We start from the raw sequence: 19,844 nt of genomic DNA on the forward strand, positions 1-19,844 counted from the left end.
CCGCAGCAGGTCGATGAACCCGCTGGCTACGCGAACCTGTTCGCGCAGTGAGCATTCACGCGCTTCGATATCGCTGATCAGGATGGCGAGATCGCGCCGGATTGTTGACACCGTCGCGTCCGGGTCGGAGTCGACCAGATCCAGTGTCGCCAGAGCATCCTTGATTTCCGAATGGGTGAGAGACAATGCTCGGAGGCTGCGGATGATGCGTGCCCGGTCGAGGTCGGCCGGGGCATAAAGCCGATAGCCGGAATCGCTGCGCCCTGACGCCTGCAAAATGTGGATCTCGTCGTAGTGCCGCACGGTGCGCTGGGAGAGCCCAGTCCGTTCGGCGAACTCACCGATAAGCATGAATGCCACCTCGTCTCGTACGGGAATAATCGTACATCTCTACTCTAACGTAAGAGTAGAGTTAGTGGAAATAGGCATGAGCAAAACGTGCGCTCTTCAGCGAGTAATTCAACGGCAGCGTCAGCGGCCAACAGAAATGACAACCGAGTTTCATTCACACTCATCGCTACGCCAGCAAGCGGCACGAAAACCTCCAATAATCACTGGACAGATCGCCGACTCAGTCCGGGTGAAGGACGACCGGAGTCTTCCAGGAGCGGGAACCACTCTCGATGCGTGCACGATGGACCTGACAGCGAAACCTTGGACGCACCGCCGGAAATCACGATCACCGTTTCCGGTGGTCCAATCCGGAAGATGTCAACTTATATGAGGCTCTCTTTCGAATAATTCTACGAACCAATCTAGCCGAGCGTCTTGACATGATTTCTGCGGCTGGAATACCGTGAATACGGCTACCCACCAAGAGCATCTGCTGCGAGGATTATAATTGTGCGTACAACGGGAAAGACACAACATCCGCCCTCGACCGTGAGCGCGCGGCCACAACGTGAAATGTGGTCCGGGCGGAGAGTATTCATTCTTGCCGCCATCGGGTCCGCCGTGGGACTGGGCAATATCTGGCGCTTCCCCTACGTTGCCTACGAAAACGGTGGCGGGGCGTTCATTATCCCGTACCTGGTCGCCTTGCTCACTGCCGGAATACCGCTACTTTTCCTCGATTATGCTATCGGGCACCGATTCCGTGGGTCGCCTCCGCTGGCAATGCGGAGACTGCATCCCAAAGCAGAAGCCATTGGCTGGTGGCAAGTAGGAATCTGTTTCGTCATTGCCGTGTACTACGCGGTGATCATTGCCTGGGCCGGCATGTACTTCATATTCTCCTTCACCACCGCTTGGGGCGAGGACGCCGCGGGTTTCTTTACCGGCGAGTTCCTCCAGGTCAGCGATCAGGTGAACCTGGGCTTCGACTTCGTGCCCTCCGTGCTCATTCCGCTGATTCTCGTGTGGGGCGTGGTTATCGCCATCCTGGCTATGGGCGTGCAAAAGGGGATTGCCCGATCCTCCATCGTGTTCATGCCGTTGCTGTTGATCATGTTCCTCATTCTGGTCGTCCAAGCGCTGTTCCTTGAGGGTGCCTGGACCGGACTGGACGCGTTCTTCACGCCGGACTGGACCCGGCTCGGTGACAGTTCTATCTGGGTGGCTGCCTATGGCCAGATCTTCTTCTCGCTGTCGGTGGCCTTCGGGATCATGATCACGTATTCCTCCTACCTGCGGCGGAAAACTGATCTGACCGGTTCCGGGTTCGTCGTCGGCTTCGCCAATTCCGGCTTCGAGCTGCTGGCCGGCATCGGGGTCTTCGCTGCCTTGGGATTCATGGCGGCATCGAGCGGGGTTGGTGTGGACGAAGTCGCTGTCAGCGGTATCGGTCTGGCATTCATTGCGTTCCCGACCATCATTGCGCAGGCGCCGGCGGGCGTTCTGTTGGGAGTGCTGTTCTTCGGTTCGCTTGTGTTCGCCGGTCTAACGTCGCTGATCAGTATCGTCGAAGTCATCATTGCCGCCGTTCAGGACAAGTTAGACTGGCTGCGGGTAAAGGCAGCGCTGGTCGTCGGCATCCCTATGGCCCTGATATCGATCCTGCTGTTTCCAACGACGACGGGCCTGAACCTGCTCGATGTGACCGATGCCTTTGTCAATAGCTTCGGAATTGTAGCCGTAGCACTGGTGGCCGTGGTGGCCATGTCTGCTGGGTTCAGCGCACTTCCCCGGCTGCGCGAACACATCAATGCAACGTCCTCGGTTAAGCTGGGCCGCAATTGGCAGATTTTCATCGGCGGTGTGACTCCGGTGGTTCTGGGTTACATCCTGATCGACACCCTCACCACCAGGATCAGCGAGGGCTACGGCGGTTTGCCAACCTGGTTTGTCGGCGTCTTCGGCTGGGGCATGGTGATTGCCTTGGTACTGATCGCCTACCTGCTCTCGAAGATTCCGTGGAGCCATCGATCCGCCGCTTATGAGAAAAATGTCCATGAACCGATCCTGGACGCCGAGCTCGATGCGAGTAAATCCGCCACGGATAAGACCAAGGGTGGCGAAACCGGCCTACCCGAAACCGCCGCATCAGGATCCGTAGCCGGGGAAAGGAAGAACCCATGAGTGCCTCCGCGATCGTCATGATGATCATCGCTCTGTTGGCCGTATGGGGAGGGCTGGGGTTGGCCCTGCTCAATCTCAAGCGGCATCCTGAAGCGATCGACGACGAGGAAGCCGACGCCGTTTTGCACGACGGCGCATCCGTGACGCCAGTACGATAAGTTCGTGACCCACAGAGTGACGTCGATTCGCCCGCGGCTGTGTCGGTTCGTCAGATCGGCTGTTCGCGGATAGGTCCTGAGCATGCCCTGCTGCCCGGAGCGGGGCACCTTTGCACGGGCTTGAGGATGCGCGCTCGCGCGACGTCTGCTGCGAGCAGTAGATTTTCCGGGAGCGACGACGCAGTGCCGGCGTCCCCGTGTTTCATCTGCCCGAGCGCCGCCAAGATCGTGAACAGCATGGACCCCATTGATGTCGCCGTATCGACGTCGCCACCGCCGAGGTTCAGTACGCGAAGGCCAGCACCGCGCGATCGAAGTGAGACTGTGACTCGCAAGCTTCACCGCCACCGACGTCATCGCGCTGGCCACATTTATCGTGGCCGGTGACGCCACCACCACCGCCGCCGTACCCGGTCAGCCCATTCCACGTGACCTACGGACGGCCACCGTAACCGCCGAACGCGAGTTAATCTTCGCGATGGGAATGGACGGAAATATGGGCGGCGACATGGGTGGGGGCATGATGTCGGCCACGATCAACGGCCAGGTATTCGATGCCACCCGGGTCGACACGACCGTGCAATTCGACAGCGTGGACGAGTGGTTGCTGACAAATACCAGCCCGCTCGATCACCCCATGCACCTGCACGTGTGGCCGATGCAGATCATCGAGCAGTCAGGCCAGCCCGTCGACACCATCATGTGGCAGAATGTCGTGACCATCCCGGCACGCAGCTCCATGCGCGTGCGTATCGCCTGTGATGACTTCAATGGACGTACCGTGTACCACTGTCACATCCTTGATCACGAAGACAGCGGAATGATGGGAGTCATCACTGCCAACTGACACTGGCTGCAACCATCAATTCACGAAAATGGATTAGGAGAAACCCATGAACTACGCACACACCATCACCGTCTCGCTGCCTTACGAAGAAGCCGTCTCCAGAGTGCGGGAAGAACTCGCCAACCAGGGATTTGGCGTTCTTACCGAAATCGACGTCCACGCGACCTTCGAAACGAAACTTGGCGTGGAAAGCGCGAATACACTGGGCGACTACCTGATCCTGGGCGCTTGCAACCCGGCTCTCGCCGAACAAGCACTCATCGCAGAGCCAGACATGGGCTTGCTGCTTCCGTGCAACGTCGTCATCCGACGAAGCTCATCAGCGAATACCACCACGGTTCAAGCCATGAACCCACAAACCATGGTCCAGCTCAGCAACTCTTCAGCTATACAGAACGTTGCTGATCAAGCCGATGAACGCCTTCTCGCCGCGCTAGCCGCTCTACAAGAAGAAAACAGCAACACGTAACACGCGATCCGCTCTCCGAAGGCACGGTCAGGACTTTGTCGCTGAATCTGTGAACCGCAACACTCAGCGGCGCTGCTCTTGTGGGTGGAGAGCGCTGTCAGGGTTTATGGCGCCAGCACCGCTCCGAGGTAACATGCAGCCCCCGCGTTCCAGGCCGTCGCCGTTCTAACCGGTTGCTGCCGGATTACCTGTCAGACACGTCAGGAATCAGCATCGAAACAGGGTCATCGCGTTGCGTCCAGCCGCATGCGCTTCGGGCAAGCCTGAGAAGATGATGGCGCGGATCGCGCCGTTAGCGTCCGAGCAGCCGGGACCAGAATGATCCGGTCGGTTTTTCCTTCACATGCCCGGCGCACTGTTGGTTGCGCGGCACACCGCGCATTACCTGATCAATGTGCTGACCGCAGCCCGCCCATGTTGTTTTTTGGCACACTTCGCACGTTACGGCACGACACATGAGGGATCTTTAATCGACGAGGTGAACTTTCACTACTGATTATACCCCAGGGAGTATTAAGGGTGAGGCGTGCACTGCACGTTCATTGGAGACGGGAATGTCGATGACCTCCACGCGCTCACCGAAAGCGGATGGCGCCGCCGGAGGTGGAGGAGATGTGCTCATGGGGTAGGAGCTTTTAGTGGGCGGCGATGCTGGCGCGCACGTCGTCCATATTGAGGTTTTCGACGCCGGCAATGAGTTCTTCCAAGCTGGCAGCGTTGAGGGCACCCGGCTGGGAAAAGACGAGCACGGAGTCCCGAAACGCCATCAGCGTGGGGATGGAGCGGATGCCCGCAGCTGCAGCCAATCCTTGTTCGGCTTCGGTGTCAACTTTCCCGAAAGTGATTGCGGGGTGTTTTTCAGACGCCGCGGTGAATGTCGGGGCGAAACTGCGACACGGGCCGCACCATGCCGCCCAGAAATCAACCAGCACGATGGGACTCTGGGCAATGGTCGCGTCAAAGGTGGTCTCGGTGAGATCGGTGGTAGACATAGAAACAGTCTATACCCACTGGGGTATATTGCATACCATAGGGGGTATATGTGAGACTGGGGCACATACCCACTACACGCCCCTATTCGTGTCGGCGTGGTGGGCGCGATCTTTGGAGGCCACGATGATTTTGACCCAGTATTACCTCAACTGCTTGTCCCATGGTTCGTACCTCGTCGGGGACGAGACGAGCGGTCAAGCCGTTGTCGTGGACCCTCGCCGCGACATCGACGACTACCTCGCCGATGCCCAGGCGAACAACCTGACCATCGTCGGCGTGATCAACACGCATTTCCACGCTGACTTCGTCGCCGGTCACCTTGAGTTGGCCGCAGCCACTGGCGCCTGGATCGGCTACGGTGCCCGCGCCGAGGCGGAGTACGAGATCCGTCACCTGGCCAATGGCGAGAAAATTTCCCTCGGTGAAGTGGAACTGGAAATTCTCGACACCCCCGGGCACACCTGGGAGTCCATCAGCATCGTCGTTCGTGAACACGCCGGCGACGCCGTGCCCCATGCCGTCCTCACCGGCGATACCCTCTTCATCGGTGACGTGGGCCGTCCTGACCTGGCCGCATCCGTCGGCGCCGATCCCGACCAACTGGCCCGCGCCCTGTATGCGTCGATCCACACGACGCTTCTCGCCTTGCCTGATGCGGTGCGTGTTCTCCCCGCGCACGGTGCAGGTTCTGCTTGCGGCAAGAACCTCTCCGACGAGCTCGAATCCACTATCGGCAACCAGCGCCTGACGAACGCGTCTGTGCAGCCCATGAGCGAAGACGACTTCATGACGATGATCCGCAGCGGCCAGCCCGCAATCCCCGGCTATTTCGCCGTTGACGCGATGATCAACCGCAGCGCGCACGAAATCATCGGTTCCACCCGTGAACTGGCACCGCTGAATTTGACGGATGTTCGCACATTCGTTGAACGCGGAGCCCTCGTTCTCGACACCCGCGGCCCCGAGGACTTCGCCCTCGGGCACCTGGCCGGGTCTATCAACGTGGGACTGGACGGTCGCTTCTCCGAGACGGCCGGAATGGTCATCCAGCACGACGACAGCATCGTGATCATCGCCGACTCCGGCCGCGAAACCGAGGCCGGAATGCGGCTGGCCCGCATCGGCTTCGACCGGGTCGCCGGATATCTGACAAACCCGGCGCAGGCGTTCACCGACCTCGGCCCACTGGCACAGGTCGGTACGCGAGTCGAGCTTGAGGACTTCGAGGCTTTGCGCCGGGACGTCGCCCTAACAATCCTCGACGTTCGTAACCCCGGCGAGGTCGAGCAGGGAGCGATCCCAGACTCGCTGCGCATTCCTTTGGCCGAGCTGAGCGAGCGCCACGCCGAGGTGCCCGCCGGACCCGTGATCATCCACTGTGCCAGCGGCTGGCGTTCAAGCGTCGCCGCGAGTGCCCTGCGCAGCCTTGGCCATTCGAACGTCACCGACCTCGTCGGCGGTTACAACGCATGGGCCGCGCAGCACGCCGTGGAAGCCTGAGGCTCACGCCGCGGCTGAACACCTGACCGATGCTGGCTTCACGGCAGACAGGAACGTCGGCGGACTGCCTGAATGGCAGGTCGCAGCACTGCTCAACATTGCCACGCTCCCGCACCAAACTGAAACGGATCCACCATCTCTAACACCACGCGCACCATCAGCCCCACTCCGCCACCAATCGGGGCAGACGAGTTCCACCGATGGGTTCTCAATCATGACGACCTGATGATCATCGATGTGAGGGAGGGCTTCGAGTTTGAAACCCAGCACATCCGGGGTTCGCATCACGTGCCTCTGCCCCTGCTCAAAGAACACACTGCAGAGTTTGCGCCCCTCATGGCGACCCGGGTTGTGTTGGTGTGCCAGTCGGGTCGACGCGCGGAGGAAGCGCGGAAAAAACTTGACGCAGCTGGTCTGACCGGTGCTCGCGTGTTGGCCGGTGGCGTGGCGAGCTATGCCGCGGCCGGCGGCGATATCGTCACCGGCCGCTCCACGTGGGCCATGGATCGACAGGTACGCATGACGGCCGGATCGCTAGTCTTGGCGAGCGTGCTGGCCGGAAGGTTCATCCATCCGCAGTTCCGACTTCTCGCCGGCGTCATTGGCGTCGGCCTCACGGTGTCGGCCGCCACCAACAGCTGCACGCTCGGCCGAATTCTGTCGTGGATGCCCTGGAACCGACCGGTTGCCGAACCCACGAAAAGTAAGATTCTCGCTCAGCTGGCGCCGCACGCATGATCCTGGCCTCGCTGCTTCTGGGGGTGATCGTCGGTGCGCTCCTTGGCCTGGTCGGCGGGGGCGGGGCAATCTTGGCCGTTCCGGCATTGGTCTACGGTGTCGGGTTACCCCTCGAAGAGGCAATTCCCACCTCGCTGATCGTCGTGGGAGCGGCGTCGGCGGTCGCCGTGCTTCCGCGGCTGCGCACCGGCGTGAACTGGCGTCTCGCCGGCATCATCGGTGCCGCCGGAATCCCCACGGCGTATCTTGGCGCTCTCGTGAATCGACTGGTTGACCCTCAGCTTCTGCTCGTCGCTTTCAGCGTGATCATGGCCATCGCCGGTGTACGGATGTTTTTTGCCACTCCCGCCGCAACTGGCCCCTGCGTCCCGGCCAGCGGCGGGATCTGGTGGCGCAGCTGTCTGCCCCGTGCGCTGGCCACGGGCACCGTCGTCGGGTTTTTGACCGGGCTGCTCGGCGTCGGCGGCGGGTTTCTGATCGTTCCGGCACTGGCTCTCGTGCTCGGACTTCCCATGGGCGTCACGATCGGCACGTCCCTCGTGATCATCGTCATCAATTCGGCCGCCGGCTTCATCGCTCACGTGAGCGACGTGCAGATCGACTGGGCCGTCACTGGCGCCTTTGCGGGAACGGCTATGCTGACATCCGCGATCGCGGGCAGACTCAGTCGAGGGATCCCCGACCGCATTCTCAAAACAAGCTTCGCGATCCTCGTGCTCACCCTCGCCGTGTACGTCGCGCTCCGCGCCGTCGCGGGCTGGCTATCGTGAGCGGCGTCAGGCAAGGGAGAGAAAAAGCTTCTCGAGCTCATCGACGCTGAGCTTGTTGGTTTTTCCATTCGCGTCGTCATCAATGAGACACTCTTTCATCGCCGACGAGATGATAGTGAATCCCGCCCGGTCAATGGCGCTCGAGACGGCAGCCAGCTGGGTGACCACGGCACGGCAATCGGCGCCAGACTCAACGGCGGTGATGACGGCACCAAGCTGCCCCTGCGCGCGCTTGAGCCGATTGAGGGTCTTGCGCAGATCGTCGCTGGCGTGGGTCGCAAGTGCGGTAATTCCCATGGGTGTGTGCTCCTGTGATAAGCGGATGCGCGGCTGGTTTTGTCTAAGATCATAATACCCCTTAGGGTATAAGTATCCTCGAAAATGGCAGCAAGCGGTTCACAATGAAAAGTAAATGAGGCTACTCAAATGCGTGACCAGCGCACCAGCAGAGACGAATCATCACGGCGGACTCCTTGGCGCGGCAAGCTGGCCGGGCTCGGCGCGGACCTGTGTCACTGGCCCTCATGTCGCTGGTGGGTTGCCGTGGCTACAGCACTATTTGCGGTGGTCTTCATCGCCATCCCGACGGACTTGATTGACACGCCATTGTTTTCGAGAGAGATCCCGCCAACCGTGTGGTCGTGGCCGGTGCTCAGCCTCAGCGCGGTTTTAGCGGGTCTGGTCACTGCCACCTACGTGGCGCACCCGGACGGCGCTACATCCAGTAGAGCAGCGGGCCGTGCTGGCATGGCCGGCTGGCTGGTGACGTTCTTCGCGGTGGGGTGCCCCGTCTGCAACAAATTGGTTCTTCTCGCTCTGGGGACAACCGGGGCAATGCAATTCTTCGAGCCCGTCCAGCCGTATCTGGCCGCCGCGTCCATTGTTTTATTGATCTGGGCTCTGTACGCGCGCATGACTCGAGAATATTCATGTCGGCTGCCTGCTCGGGCCGATGCTGCGGCCGAAGTTCCCGTCCCTGTTCACTGACCTTCGAACCTGGACCCCGCGCCGCTGGCTCATCGCAACCGCCGTCGCCGTAGTCGTCTTGATAGTTCTCTCCATCGGCTACGTGCCGAGTGCGGGCGGCGCAGGTATCGCGCTGTGGGGGACAGTCGCGGTCACTGCCCTCGGAGCGAGCTTGATCGGCTTGATCGTTGCCAGCTATATCGGCGCGGCTATCGGTGCCGACGCAACTCTCTGTGACACACGATGGCCGGCGCTGGGCCTAATTGCGCTCTATCTGACCACCGAAATACGCTCTCTCGACCCGGTCGTGAGCGGTACTGCTCGGCCGGTCCTGGCCGCTGCCGCCCTCACCCTCTTGATCTGGGCCCTGCGCGAGCGACTGGCCAGCGAACGCCGAGCCACCACCCGCAACGAATCGTCAGGGTCCACTGAGGGTGAGGTCTGCGCCACCTGCACGCCCTTGTTCCCACGCTCCCGGAAAGTCGCCCCCGATCCGATCACTCTGCCACCCACGTCACGCACCCGTCAGGACACCCAGCCATGAAGAAAACACTCACCGCCATCACAATCGCGGTGGCGGCACTGCTCAGTATGGCCGCCTGCGCGAGCCCCGCGCCGGCGCCCTCCATCGCCGTCACCTCCGGTACGGTCATCATCGATGTGCGCACCGCACCAGAGTATGTCGGTGGACACCTTCAGGACGCCATCAATATTGACGTGCAATCCCCGGACTTCGACACGCTGATCGCGGCGCTGCCGATCGACGGGGACTACATCATCTACTGCGCCACCGGAAACCGATCGGCTGCAGCCGTCACACGCATGGCCGACCTCGGATTCACCACGCTGACCGATGCTGACGGCATCACAGACGCGTCTGCCGCCATCGGACTGGCCATCGTGGTCGACAAATGAGCTACACACACAAATAACACTAAGATTATACCATACGGGGTATATTGAGGACTTCAGCTTGGCGAACTAAGGAGCGGTTCGGACTCTGCGTAGCTGTTCGCGATGACGGCGATTGGTCGGCGCTGTATTTGCCGGCAACGGTAGGCGGGGGCTACGTTGATTGGAGATGCAAGCGGCATCGGAGCTGGTTGAGGTATCGCCGGTCCGGACCGCTCATCTGGCGTCCAGGGCGTGTGAATCCTGGTGCTGAGCCCGCAGGTCAGCGACGGAAGGTTCGGGCACGGGGTGCCGGACCGTCGTGCCGACTCCATGACGCGGCGGTTTCGTCGCCCGCCTTCCGGCAGACCTTCTGCACCTCAGGAGCATGCAATACGCTGGAGCAGGCCTTGCGTACGTCAGGGTTCCGCAGCAGAACTAGGCCAACGGTGAGCACGATCCCGAGAGGAACGAGTGCAGTACCATCGAGCGCTCCCCGGCGAGCGTGGACGCTCTCTGTTGAGGTATGAAGGTCGGCTCGAATCGACTCGATCCCGGCCTCTGAATTCTGAGATCGTCACGCCGGGAATCGACCGCGAGTGGTTCTGAGAAAGGCTGTTTGCGTTCCTGCGCGATCACGCCGACCAGGTCGTGCTGCACAAGCTGCGCGCTGGCCGCCGGCTCACCGATCTCGACCTTCAGGAGCTGGAACGCATTCTCACCGAGTCGGGTGGTTTCACACCGGCAGAGCTGGCGGGCGGAGCCGAGGAGGCACACGGTCTCGGGCTGCTGATCCGCCCGGTGGTGGGCGTGGAGCGTAGCGCTGCCGCTATCGCTGCCACCCGGAGCGCTTTTGTCGCTGACGCAAACCTCACAGGAAACCAACACGCTTTTGTGGACCTCGTCATCTATCTATCAGCTCACAGCCCGCGGCGCGGTTTCGATCGAGCGCCTCTACGAGGAACCGTTCACTGGCTACGCGCCGATGGGCCCCGACGGACTGTTCACGGGCGCCCAGGCCACCCAGCTCCTCAGCGTGCTCGACCGGGTCGCAGCGACCGCCGCAGTGGCGTCCTAAGGCAGAAATCGGACTTCAAGAATTCCGATGGCTTCTCGTATGGAATGACAAAAGGCAGGCTGGTCGGGGAAGTTTCTGCGGCCGACGATACTCGCACACCAGTGTCGCGCCAGCTGTGTCCTGTCTCCACAGGAAGCTCAGTGGGATCCTTGAAATTGCGGAGGCACAAAAAAGCAGGCGCGGTATGAATGATTAAAGTCGTGATTACCTTGAGAACTGACAGGTACTGACGATCCCAGCGCGTGCGGAGCCCACCGGTCCAATGCACGCCAGCAGCTTGGGACGCTGCGGATCAACCATGGTGCTAAAGCAGGAAGGCTTTTGCGGGGTGTTTTGTCCGAATCAGCAGGCAGAAGTCCGAATTAGCGTGTCACGTGACCAATGTGCCCCCAGGCAGATTCGAACTGCCGCCCCTGCCTCCGGAGGGCAGTGCTCTATCCCCTGAGCTATGGGGGCCAGGGTGGTTCAAGGTTAGCATCATGGGCCGGTTGCGATGAGCCATCCGGCCCGAGCTGCCAGCATCCGCTACCCGAGGTGCGCGAGAATCACCGAGAGGAGACCGTCAGCGTCTCCGGGCTCACTGAACGCCGGGGTGCTCAGGGTGATCCAGTAGGTTCCGGTGAACACCTGCGCCTGGCCGCTGCCGCCGGAATAGGTGAAGAAGCCGTCCACGGTTGGCGGGGTGCCGTAGGTCGGAACGGCCTGGCTGTCGGCGTCCGCTTGCTGCTTGAGCGAGGCCATCAATACATCGTTGGGGGCCACGACCGAGACCTCGATGAGCTCGCCGCTGGTCTGGTTCGACCAGCCGCAGGTCAGGCCGTTGTGGGTTGCGGCGGTCGCGGCCAGACCGTCAGCGGTCGGCGAATAGTCCGGGGCGGAGCCGTAATTCGGGTTGAAATCGTAGACATCCTGCAGGGTGAGAAGGTCACCACAGATCTGCGTGACCGGAAAGCCGGTCGCTTCCGGTGTCGGGGTCGGGGTCGGGGTCGGAGTCGGAGACGACGCCGGTTCAGCGCTCGTCGTCGGGTCAGCGGATGCCCCGCTCGTCGCGACCGCAGAATTCCCCGGTGTCGGTTCGCCTCCTGCGCTGCAGCCGGCCAAAAGAAGGGCGAACAGTGCTCCGCCGGCAAGCATCAGCCCGGCACGTCGGCGCGTGGACGCTCCGCCGGTGCGTGCAGCGGTACGAGCAAAAGAGGGGTAGAAGCGTGTTTCAGTCACGCGTTGACCTTACCAACAGGACGGGCCGGTACGATTATGCAGTGACTCCCGCCGAACTCTCCCAGTCCCTTTTCAACCTCATCCAGGTCGTCAGCGAACGCCGACGCGAGGCTGATACGGCGGGGGTAGACCTTGGACTCACCCTCGCCGACGTGGCTGTCGAACGACCACGCAACCGCGACCACGGCGATTGGGCCTCGAGCATCGCGCTGAAGATCGCCAAACCTCTCGGTACCAACCCGCGTGAAATCGCGGCCGAATTGGCTACCGGTTTGGAACAGCTGGCGGATGTCTTATCCGTTGAAATCGCCGGCCCTGGCTTCATCAACATTCGTCTCGAAGCTGCGGCGGCCGGTGCGCTCGCCAAAACCATCGTCGACCAGGGCGCGGTCTACGGCACCGGACACCTGTATAACGGCCTCAAAATCAACCTCGAATTCGTGTCGGCCAACCCCACCGGCCCCATTCACATGGGCGGCGTGCGCTGGGCCGCGGTCGGCGACAGCCTGGCCCGCGTGCTGGCAGCCGAGGGCGCCGACGTGACCCGTGAGTATTACTTCAACGATCACGGTTCGCAGATCGACCGCTTCGCCCGCAGCGTGCTCGCCAGCTACCTCGGCGAACCCACCCCGGAGGACGGCTACGGCGGAGCGTATATCGGCGACATTGCCGCCAACGTACTCGCCCGGTACGACGGTGACGTCGCAGCTCTTTCCCGCGATGAACAGCAGGAAGTGTTTCGCTCGATCGGCGTCGACCTGATGTTCACCGAGATCAAAGACAAACTGCACGGCTTCGGCGTGGACTTCGACGTGTACTTTCATGAGGATTCGCTGCACGAATCCGGCGCCGTCGACCGCGCCATCGATCGCCTGCGCGAACAGGGCCACATCTTCGAAGCGGACGGCGCGATCTGGCTGCGCACGACCACCTTCGGTGATGATCGTGACCGGGTGATCATCCGCTCCAATGGCGAGCCCGCGTACATCTCAGGCGACCTCGGCTACTACCTCGACAAGCGCGAACGCGGATTCGACCAGTGCCTGATCATGCTCGGCGCCGACCACCATGGCTACGTCGGTCGCATGATGGCCATGGTCTCTGCCTTCGGTGATGAGCCTGGCGTGAACCTGCAGATTCTGATCGGTCAGATGGTCAATTTGCTCAAAGACGGTGAACCGGTGCGCATGAGTAAGCGGGCTGGCACCATCGTCACCCTCGACGACCTCGTCGACGCGGTCGGTGTCGATGCCGGCCGCTACGCTTTGGTGCGTTCGAACAGCGACTCGCAGCTCGACATCGACCTGGACTTGCTGGGCAAACGCACCAACGACAACCCCGTCTTCTACGTGCAGTACGCCCACGCACGCACCTGCTCGGTCGCCAGCAATGCTGCCGCCAGCGGCGTCGAACGCTCCGTCTTCGCCCCGGAACTGCTCGTGCACGACAGCGAATCCGCCCTGCTGGGCGTGCTGCAGGAATTTCCGCGCGTCGTCGCGCAGGCCGCGCAGCTGCGGGAGCCGCACCGCGTCGCCCGCTACATCGAGGAAGTCGCCGGCTACTACCACCGCTGGTACGACAACTGTCGCGTCATTCCGCTCGGTGAAGAACCGGTCACCGACCTGCATCGCACCCGTTTGTGGCTGAACGACGCGACCGGCCAAGTGATCCACAACGGCCTGGGACTGCTCGGCGTCACCGCGCCGGAGCGCATGTAATCATGGCAAAAACCAAGCGTCGCGGCCTCGTTCCGCTGATCATCGTGGGCGTACTCGCGATTCTGCTGGTCGTGGCTTATTTTCTCATCGACAGCGGTGTGCGTGCGTTCGCGCAGGACCGCGCCGAAGTCGAAATCAGCAACCGGATGCCCGCTTCCGTGACCGGCGACATCACCGTCGCCATCGGCGGTACCTCCGTCATTGCGCAGTTCATCGCCGGCAGCTTCGATGAGATTGAGCTGACCGCGCCCAACCTGGCGGTCGACGGAGTGCCGGCATCCGTTCACGTGATCGCCCACGATGTGTCGACGAACACCGCCAAGGCTATCGGTTCGCTCACCGCTACGCTCGACCTCGATCAGGACGCGCTCAATCAGTTGGTGCGGACTTCCGGTACCGCGCCCGCCGACGCTGTGATGACCCTCGGTGACGGCATGGTAGCGTACACCGGCACGGTGAAGTTGTTCGAGTTCAACGTCGGCTACAGCGCCACGGCCACGGCCAGCGCCGCCGGCGACACCCTGAACTTCACTCCCACCGAAGCCACCGTGACGAGCGGTGTCGGCGACATCGACGCGACACCCCTCGTGAACCTGATCCTGCAGCAGGCACCGTTCGGGGTCTGCGTTGCGAGTTATCTGCCCGAGGGAGTCGAACTCAGTGGCGTCGATATTTCGCCCGAGCGGGCACGCGTTACGCTGGAGTCAAGCACTCTCATGCTCACCGCGCAGTCGCTGACCACCCTCGGCAGCTGCGCCGGCTAATTCGAACCTCGCCACTCGCGACGGTAGAGTCGTAGCCAGGCACGCTCGTTTACCGCGCTGGCCCATTTTCCGGCTTCAGGGACCAATCCGGGTTCGCTCGCTGAGACTCCCCTTCGACTCTCGTGAGGTACCTCCCGTGACATCTGCACCGAATCCGCTGGCGCCCAACTGGTTGCGCCTTCCCGCCGACGTTAATGCGCTCGCACCCGGTCTCTGGCCCATATCCGCTACCCGCACCAGCACCGGCGAACTCGTCGTCGGCGGAGTCAGTGCCACGGCGCTTGCCGCCGAATTCGGCACCCCTCTCTATGTCATCGACGAGGAAGATGCCCGCGCGAGCGCCGCCGAGTTGCTCGCCGTGTTCCAGGCCGAGTTCGCCCGTATCGGCACGAGCGCCAAGGTGTACTACGCGGGGAAGGCTTTTCTCTCCACCGAGGTGGTGCGCTGGATGATCGCTGCCGGCCTCAACATCGACGTGTGCAGCGGTGGAGAACTCGCCGTCGCACTGGCTGGCGGCGCCGATCCGGCCCGACTCGGCTTTCACGGCAATAACAAGTCACTGGCCGAGCTCGACCAAGCCACCCGGGTCGGTGTCGGCACGATCGTGATCGACAGCGAGGTTGAAATCGGTCGCGTTGCCGAAGCCGCCGCCCGCAACGGCCGGGTACAGAACGTGCGGCTGCGCGTGAATAGCGGTGTGCACGCCCACACCCACAATTTTCTGGCTACCTCGCACGAAGACCAGAAATTCGGCATCGTGCTCACCGACGCTCCGATGCTCGTCGCACGTATTCGCGCCGAGCCAGCCCTCAATTTCGTCGGCCTGCACTGCCACATCGGCTCGCAGATCTTCGGTGCCGACGGATTCGCCGAGTCGGCTGCACGGTTGCTCGATGTGCACGCCGCACTGCTCGCTGACGGCCCGATACCCGAGCTCAACCTCGGTGGCGGCTTCGGCATCGCCTACACGAGTGCAGACGAACCCACCCCGATTCGCGAACTGGCCGTCGCCCTGGCCGACATCGTCGCCACCGAGTGCGCGCGGCTGAACATTCCGCTGCCGGTCGTCGCGTTCGAACCCGGCCGCGTGATCATCGGTCGCGCCGGCGTGAGCCTCTACCGCGTCGGTACGACCAAGGCCGTCGATATCTCCGGCACCTCGCGGCTCTACGTCAGCGTCGATGGTGGAATGAGCGATAACGTGCGCCCCGCTCTCTACGGCGCCGATTATGCTGTGCGCCTGGCCGATCGTGCATCGACCGCTCCGCCGGTGCTCGTGCGCATCGCCGGAAAACACTGCGAGAGCGGCGACATCGTGGTCGATGCCGACTATCTACCCGGTGATGTGACCCCCGGCGACCTGCTTGCTGTGCCTGCCACCGGCGCTTACTGCTGGGCGCTCTCCAACAACTACAACTTTCAGGGTCGTGCGCCCGTCATCGCCGTACTCGACGGCACAGCCCGCGTGCTCGTGCGCGGCGAGACGATTGCCGACCTGCTCGCGCGGGACACCGGGGCGCAGCAGCCCTCCAACGGAGGACAATCGTGAAGATCGAATACCGCAATCTGCGCGTAGCCCTCCTCGGCGGTGGATCCGTCGGCGCCCAGGTCGCCCGCTTGCTGCTGGAACAGGGTCCCGAGCTGGCCAACCGCGTCGGGGCCACGCTCGACCTGGTCGGTATCGCGGTGCGCGATGTCAACGCGGAGCGCTCTGTCGACCTGCCCCGCGAACTGTTCACGACCAACGCCGAAGAACTCATTCTCAGCGCCGACATCGTCATCGAACTGATGGGCGGCATCGAGCCGGCCCGCAGCCACATTCTGCTCGCGATCAGCAGCGGAGCGGATGTTGTCACCGCCAACAAAGCGCTCCTCGCCCTCCACGGATCAGAACTGTTCGCGGCCGCGAACCAGGTCGGCGCCCAGATCAACTACGAGGCCGCGGTCGCCGGGGCCATTCCCATCGTGCGCCCGCTGCGGGAAAGCCTCGCCGGAGACCAGATCAAGCGAATCCTCGGCATCGTCAACGGCACCACCAACTTCATTCTCGACCGGATGGACACCGAAGGGTCCAGTCTCGAAGACGCGCTGGCCGAGGCGACCGCGCTCGGTTATGCAGAGGCCGATCCGACCGCCGACATCGGGGGCTACGACGCGGCGCAGAAAGCAGCCATTTTAGCGAGTCTGGCGTTTCATACGACGGTTCCGCTGGCATCCGTCTATCGCGAGGGCATCACCTCGGTCACCTCCGCGCAGATCGAGTCGGCGCGGAAGGCCGGCTATGTCGTGAAGCTGCTGGCCATCTGCGAACGCGTCACAGACGAGAACGGCGTGGACGGGGTGTCGGCACGGGTCTACCCGGCGATGGTGCCGCGCAGCCATCCGCTCGCCGCGGTACACGGCGCGAACAATGCCGTCTTCGTCGAAGCGGAATCCGCCGGCAGCCTCATGTTCTACGGAGCTGGGGCCGGGGGAGTGGAGACGGCCTCGGCCGTGCTCGGCGACGTCGTCTCCATTGCCAGGCGTCATGTCGCCGGAGGTCCGGGAGTCGCCGCATCGAGCTACGCTGCGCTGCCCGTGTTCGACATCGGCCGGGTCACCACACGCTACGCGGTCACCCTCGAAGTCACCGACGAACCCGGCGTGCTCGCGACCATTGCGAGCGTGTTCAGCAAACGCAAGGTCTCGTTGGCGCTCGTGGAACAATCCATGACACCGGCCGTGGTGGCGACGAAGAGTCGCGCAGCCCGCTCAGCCACGGCTACCCTAGTAATCGGGACCCATGACGCAACGGAGGCCGCACTCGCCGCCACCGTGCATGATCTGGCCACCAATAGTGTCGTCAGCGAAGTCGCATCCGTTTTGAGAGTTGAAGGAGTCTGATGTTTAGCCCAAGCGAGACCAGTGCCAATCTGACCAAGCCCGGCGCGATTGTCAGCCGCCAGTGGCGTGGGGTGCTGAATGAATACTCTGACCGGTTGAATATCTCGGCCGCGACCCCGATCATCACTATGGGTGAGGGCGGAACACCCCTGATTCCAGCCGCAGCACTCTCTGCCCGCACCGGCGCCAAGGTCTGGATCAAGTTCGAGGGTATGAACCCGACCGGTTCGTTTAAGGACCGCGGCATGACCATGGCTATCTCCAAGGCCATGGAAGACGGCGCGAAAGCGGTCATCTGCGCGTCGACCGGCAACACCAGCGCCTCCGCTGCGGCCTATGCCGCCCACGCTGGCATTACCGCGGCAGTGCTCGTGCCGGAGGGCAAGATCGCCATGGGCAAGCTCAGCCAAGCCGTCGCGCACAACGCGCAGCTGCTGCAAGTGCAGGGCAACTTCGACGACTGCCTCGACATCGCCCGCGACCTCGCCACCAACTACCCGGTGCACCTGGTCAACTCGGTCAACCCCGATCGCATCGAGGGCCAGAAGACGGCCGCGTTCGAGGTCGTCGAGGTGCTCGGTGACGCTCCCGACTTTCAATTCGTTCCGGTCGGCAACGCCGGCAACTACACGGCCTATTTTCGTGGTTACAGCGAGGAGGTAGCTCGCGGCGCCACCACGAAGCTGCCGCGCATGTTCGGCTTCCAGGCTTCTGGTAGCGCCCCGATCGTGCTCGGCCACCGCGTTGATCACCCCGACACCATTGCGAGCGCCATCCGCATCGGCAACCCGGCATCCTGGGACCTCGCGCTGAGCGCACGTGAGCAGAGCGACGGCTACTTCGGCGCCATCACCGACGCGAAAATTCTCGAAGCCCACCGCATCCTCTCGGCTGAGGTCGGAATTTTCGTGGAACCGGCATCCGCTATCGGTGTCGCCGGCCTGCTGGAGCGTGCCGAAGCCGGCTTCATTCCCCGGGGTTCGATCGTGGTTATCACGGTGACCGGCCACGGCTTGAAGGACCCGCAGTGGGCGCTGCGTACCGCCGACGGCTCGGACGTTACACCGACCATTGTTCCGGTCGACACCGCCGAAATCGCCAGCGTGCTCGGCCTGGCCAAGGCATGAGCGGCCCGATCTCATTGATCGGCCGCGCAGTCTCGGTGCAGGTGCCGGCTACAACGGCCAACCTCGGCCCCGGCTTCGACACTCTCGGCTTGGCGCTGGCTAAATACGACCAGCTCGAGGTGACCGTGCGAAGCGCGCCCGGCGTGTCCGTCGAGGTGCATGGTGTCGGCGCCGGTGTGGTTCCCACCGACGAGAGCAACCTCGTCGTGCGCGCCATCGCGCACGCCTTCGCCGCCGTCGGCCAGCCCATGCCCGGGCTCGACATCGTCGCGCACAACGTCATTCCGCACGGGCGTGGCCTGGGCTCATCGGGTGCCGCAATCGTGTCGGGCATCATGGCGGCGAAAGGCCTGCTCGAGGGCATCGTCGACATCGATGCCGAAATGCTGCTCGTGCTCGCCACCGAGATGGAAGGACACCCCGACAACGTCGCGCCGGCGCTGTTCGGCGGCCTGACCATTGCCTGGACCACCCCGGAGGGGCCGCGTCACAAGAAGCTCATGGTGCATCGCGGCGTCAAGCCGCTGGTTTTCGTGCCCGAGCAGGAGATGTCCACCGCGCTTGCGCGCAGCCTGCAGCCCGCCTCGGTGCCGCACGAGGATGCCGTCTTCAACCTATCGCGCTCCGCGCTGCTCATCGCCGCGCTGATCCAGAGCCCCGAATTGTTGCTCGCTGCCACCGAAGACAAGCTGCACCAGAGCTACCGCGCAGCCGCCATGCCGGAGACGAACAAACTTATCACCCTTTTGCGCGCCGCCGGCTTCGCCGCTGTCGTGTCCGGTGCCGGGCCATCCATTCTTGTGCTGGCGAGTGACCCGGGCCAACGCCTGGTGGCGGCCGAACTCGTTGCAAGCAAGTCCGACACCCCGTGGCGTTCCCTGATGCTGGCCGTCGACGTTCAGGGCGCTACCGTGCATCCGCTCACCGCGGAGAACGCCGCGTAACGAGCATTCTGATCGGGCCGACCTGCTGCGTGCACGGCGGCCCGACTGGCGGCCCGACTGGTGCAGGAGTGCTATGGTTGTAGCGCACCCGATGGAAACCGCCTACGGCGACATCTTCTCCGGTGTATTCCCTGTACCTCACTGCTATTGCGATTTCGTGCGTAGCTGTGTGTGTTTACACCAATCCCCTCCACTGTCGGATTGGATCACCCGCAGCGCGTTCGTCGCTGCACACATCTCTCCTGGCCTGAATTTTTGTTCGG

Annotated in this window: 21 protein-coding genes, 1 tRNA gene and 2 pseudogenes; 18 read left to right on the top strand and 6 right to left on the bottom strand. The window is 62.7% G+C overall.

Annotated features, from left to right (window positions below):
* Window positions 1-351: MerR family transcriptional regulator (locus CXY72_RS04120; protein WP_146071046.1), on the bottom strand; the 351-nt coding region annotated here is incomplete at its 3' end.
* Between the two features lie 555 nt (window positions 352-906).
* Between CXY72_RS04120 and CXY72_RS04125 the strand changes: the two genes are divergently transcribed.
* Together CXY72_RS04125 and CXY72_RS04130 are read left to right on the top strand one after the other, a co-directional pair.
* Window positions 907-2,517: a sodium-dependent transporter gene (locus tag CXY72_RS04125; RefSeq protein ID WP_104126439.1), complete on the top strand. Its 1,611-nt coding sequence runs from the start codon at window positions 907-909 to the stop codon at window positions 2,515-2,517.
* On the top strand, window positions 2,514-2,675 hold the full coding sequence (locus CXY72_RS04130) for a methionine/alanine import family NSS transporter small subunit (protein ID WP_104126440.1): 162 nt from the start codon (window positions 2,514-2,516) through the stop codon (window positions 2,673-2,675). The genes CXY72_RS04125 and CXY72_RS04130 overlap by 4 nt, the downstream gene beginning before the upstream one ends.
* Before the next feature lie 197 nt (window positions 2,676-2,872).
* Here CXY72_RS04130 and CXY72_RS19980 read toward each other — a convergent pair.
* A pseudogene (locus tag CXY72_RS19980) lies at window positions 2,873-2,992 on the bottom strand (recombinase family protein); the annotation flags it as partial.
* Between the two features lie 59 nt (window positions 2,993-3,051).
* Between CXY72_RS19980 and CXY72_RS04140 the strand changes: the two are divergent.
* A complete protein-coding gene (locus CXY72_RS04140; RefSeq protein ID WP_233197651.1) occupies window positions 3,052-3,522 on the top strand; it encodes a multicopper oxidase domain-containing protein in 471 nt (156 codons plus the stop codon).
* Between the two features lie 46 nt (window positions 3,523-3,568).
* Window positions 3,569-3,991, top strand: coding sequence for a DUF302 domain-containing protein (locus CXY72_RS04145; protein WP_104126443.1), 423 nt, complete (start codon window positions 3,569-3,571; stop codon window positions 3,989-3,991).
* A gap of 635 nt (window positions 3,992-4,626) precedes the next feature.
* Here CXY72_RS04145 and CXY72_RS04150 read toward each other — a convergent pair.
* A complete protein-coding gene (locus tag CXY72_RS04150) occupies window positions 4,627-4,983 on the bottom strand; it encodes a co-chaperone YbbN (protein WP_104126444.1) in 357 nt (118 codons plus the stop codon).
* A 124-nt stretch (window positions 4,984-5,107) separates the two neighbouring features.
* On the opposite strand from CXY72_RS04150, the gene CXY72_RS04155 reads away from it, so the two are divergent.
* The 3 genes from CXY72_RS04155 (at window position 5,108) to CXY72_RS04165 (ending at window position 7,992) form a co-directional block, all read left to right on the top strand.
* Window positions 5,108-6,484: a rhodanese-like domain-containing protein gene (locus CXY72_RS04155; protein ID WP_104126445.1), complete on the top strand. Its 1,377-nt coding sequence runs from the start codon at window positions 5,108-5,110 to the stop codon at window positions 6,482-6,484.
* 177 nt (window positions 6,485-6,661) lie between these two features.
* Window positions 6,662-7,222 carry a rhodanese-like domain-containing protein gene (locus CXY72_RS04160; RefSeq protein ID WP_255409252.1) on the top strand — a complete coding sequence of 187 codons (561 nt, stop codon included), beginning with the start codon at window positions 6,662-6,664 and terminating at the stop codon, window positions 7,220-7,222.
* The gene (locus tag CXY72_RS04165) at window positions 7,219-7,992 is read left to right on the top strand and encodes a sulfite exporter TauE/SafE family protein (protein ID WP_104126447.1); all 774 of its coding nucleotides are present in this window, start codon (window positions 7,219-7,221) and stop codon (window positions 7,990-7,992) included. The genes CXY72_RS04160 and CXY72_RS04165 overlap by 4 nt, the downstream gene beginning before the upstream one ends.
* Before the next feature lie 6 nt (window positions 7,993-7,998).
* Here the strand turns inward: CXY72_RS04165 and CXY72_RS04170 are convergent, their stop codons facing one another.
* Complete coding sequence (locus CXY72_RS04170; protein WP_104126448.1) at window positions 7,999-8,289, bottom strand: metal-sensitive transcriptional regulator; 291 nt, start codon at window positions 8,287-8,289, stop codon at window positions 7,999-8,001.
* A 129-nt stretch (window positions 8,290-8,418) separates the two neighbouring features.
* On the opposite strand from CXY72_RS04170, the gene CXY72_RS04175 reads away from it, so the two are divergent.
* The 5 genes and pseudogenes from CXY72_RS04175 to CXY72_RS04195 all read left to right on the top strand — a co-directional run bounded on the left by CXY72_RS04175 (window position 8,419) and on the right by CXY72_RS04195 (window position 10,927).
* On the top strand, window positions 8,419-8,979 hold the full coding sequence (locus CXY72_RS04175; protein WP_199183952.1) for a hypothetical protein: 561 nt from the start codon (window positions 8,419-8,421) through the stop codon (window positions 8,977-8,979).
* The gene (locus tag CXY72_RS04180; RefSeq protein ID WP_104126449.1) at window positions 8,945-9,502 is read left to right on the top strand and encodes a hypothetical protein; all 558 of its coding nucleotides are present in this window, start codon (window positions 8,945-8,947) and stop codon (window positions 9,500-9,502) included. Before CXY72_RS04175 ends, CXY72_RS04180 begins: the two co-directional genes overlap by 35 nt.
* On the top strand, window positions 9,499-9,873 hold the full coding sequence (locus tag CXY72_RS04185; protein WP_104126450.1) for a rhodanese-like domain-containing protein: 375 nt from the start codon (window positions 9,499-9,501) through the stop codon (window positions 9,871-9,873). Before CXY72_RS04180 ends, CXY72_RS04185 begins: the two co-directional genes overlap by 4 nt.
* A 627-nt stretch (window positions 9,874-10,500) precedes the next feature.
* Window positions 10,501-10,698: pseudogene (locus CXY72_RS20540) on the top strand (hypothetical protein); the annotation flags it as partial.
* A gap of 4 nt (window positions 10,699-10,702) precedes the next feature.
* On the top strand, window positions 10,703-10,927 hold the full coding sequence (locus tag CXY72_RS04195; protein ID WP_146071047.1) for a hypothetical protein: 225 nt from the start codon (window positions 10,703-10,705) through the stop codon (window positions 10,925-10,927).
* A gap of 384 nt (window positions 10,928-11,311) precedes the next feature.
* Here the strand turns inward: CXY72_RS04195 and CXY72_RS04200 are convergent.
* Both CXY72_RS04200 and CXY72_RS04205 read right to left on the bottom strand, forming a co-directional pair.
* Window positions 11,312-11,383, bottom strand: a tRNA-Arg gene (locus CXY72_RS04200).
* Window positions 11,384-11,452: 69 nt separating this feature from the next.
* A complete protein-coding gene (locus CXY72_RS04205; protein WP_146071048.1) occupies window positions 11,453-12,145 on the bottom strand; it encodes an iron ABC transporter ATP-binding protein in 693 nt (230 codons plus the stop codon).
* 41 nt (window positions 12,146-12,186) lie between these two features.
* On the opposite strand from CXY72_RS04205, the gene argS reads away from it, so the two are divergent.
* The 6 genes from argS to thrB all read left to right on the top strand — a co-directional run bounded on the left by argS (window position 12,187) and on the right by thrB (window position 19,581).
* Window positions 12,187-13,863 (top strand): arginine--tRNA ligase, encoded by a 1,677-nt coding sequence (argS, locus tag CXY72_RS04210; protein WP_104126454.1) that lies wholly within the window; start codon window positions 12,187-12,189, stop codon window positions 13,861-13,863.
* 2 nt (window positions 13,864-13,865) lie between these two features.
* Window positions 13,866-14,627, top strand: a complete 762-nt coding sequence (locus CXY72_RS04215) for a DUF2993 domain-containing protein (RefSeq protein WP_104126455.1) — start codon at window positions 13,866-13,868, stop codon at window positions 14,625-14,627.
* A gap of 136 nt (window positions 14,628-14,763) precedes the next feature.
* Window positions 14,764-16,176: a diaminopimelate decarboxylase gene (gene lysA, locus CXY72_RS04220; protein WP_104126456.1), complete on the top strand. Its 1,413-nt coding sequence runs from the start codon at window positions 14,764-14,766 to the stop codon at window positions 16,174-16,176.
* The gene (locus CXY72_RS04225; protein ID WP_233197652.1) at window positions 16,173-17,510 is read left to right on the top strand and encodes a homoserine dehydrogenase; all 1,338 of its coding nucleotides are present in this window, start codon (window positions 16,173-16,175) and stop codon (window positions 17,508-17,510) included. Before lysA ends, CXY72_RS04225 begins: the two co-directional genes overlap by 4 nt.
* Window positions 17,510-18,637, top strand: a complete 1,128-nt coding sequence (gene thrC, locus CXY72_RS04230) for a threonine synthase (RefSeq protein ID WP_104126457.1) — start codon at window positions 17,510-17,512, stop codon at window positions 18,635-18,637. Before CXY72_RS04225 ends, thrC begins: the two co-directional genes overlap by 1 nt.
* On the top strand, window positions 18,634-19,581 hold the full coding sequence (gene thrB, locus CXY72_RS04235; RefSeq protein ID WP_104126458.1) for a homoserine kinase: 948 nt from the start codon (window positions 18,634-18,636) through the stop codon (window positions 19,579-19,581). Before thrC ends, thrB begins: the two co-directional genes overlap by 4 nt.
* The last annotated feature ends 263 nt before the right edge of the window (window positions 19,582-19,844 follow it).

It is taken from the genome of Cryobacterium sp. Y57, from assembly GCF_002929505.1.
Classification (GTDB): domain Bacteria; phylum Actinomycetota; class Actinomycetes; order Actinomycetales; family Microbacteriaceae; genus Cryobacterium.

Bases quoted from the DNA above. Each gene is read 5' to 3' on its own strand.
- CXY72_RS04155 (WP_104126445.1), top strand. From the start codon at position 5,108: ATGATTTTGACCCAGTATTACCTCAACTGCTTGTCCCATGGTTCGTAC.
- thrB (WP_104126458.1), top strand. From the start codon at position 18,634: ATGAGCGGCCCGATCTCATTGATCGGCCGCGCAGTCTCGGTGCAGGTG.
- CXY72_RS04215 (WP_104126455.1), top strand. From the start codon at position 13,866: ATGGCAAAAACCAAGCGTCGCGGCCTCGTTCCGCTGATCATCGTGGGC.
- CXY72_RS04125 (WP_104126439.1), top strand. From the start codon at position 907: ATGTGGTCCGGGCGGAGAGTATTCATTCTTGCCGCCATCGGGTCCGCC.
- CXY72_RS04130 (WP_104126440.1), top strand. From the start codon at position 2,514: ATGAGTGCCTCCGCGATCGTCATGATGATCATCGCTCTGTTGGCCGTA.
- CXY72_RS04185 (WP_104126450.1), top strand. From the start codon at position 9,499: ATGAAGAAAACACTCACCGCCATCACAATCGCGGTGGCGGCACTGCTC.
- CXY72_RS04175 (WP_199183952.1), top strand. From the start codon at position 8,419: ATGCGTGACCAGCGCACCAGCAGAGACGAATCATCACGGCGGACTCCT.
- CXY72_RS04165 (WP_104126447.1), top strand. From the start codon at position 7,219: ATGATCCTGGCCTCGCTGCTTCTGGGGGTGATCGTCGGTGCGCTCCTT.
- CXY72_RS04150 (WP_104126444.1), bottom strand. From the start codon at position 4,983: ATGTCTACCACCGATCTCACCGAGACCACCTTTGACGCGACCATTGCC.
- CXY72_RS04145 (WP_104126443.1), top strand. From the start codon at position 3,569: ATGAACTACGCACACACCATCACCGTCTCGCTGCCTTACGAAGAAGCC.
- thrC (WP_104126457.1), top strand. From the start codon at position 17,510: ATGTTTAGCCCAAGCGAGACCAGTGCCAATCTGACCAAGCCCGGCGCG.
- CXY72_RS04170 (WP_104126448.1), bottom strand. From the start codon at position 8,289: ATGGGAATTACCGCACTTGCGACCCACGCCAGCGACGATCTGCGCAAG.
- CXY72_RS04180 (WP_104126449.1), top strand. From the start codon at position 8,945: ATGCTGCGGCCGAAGTTCCCGTCCCTGTTCACTGACCTTCGAACCTGG.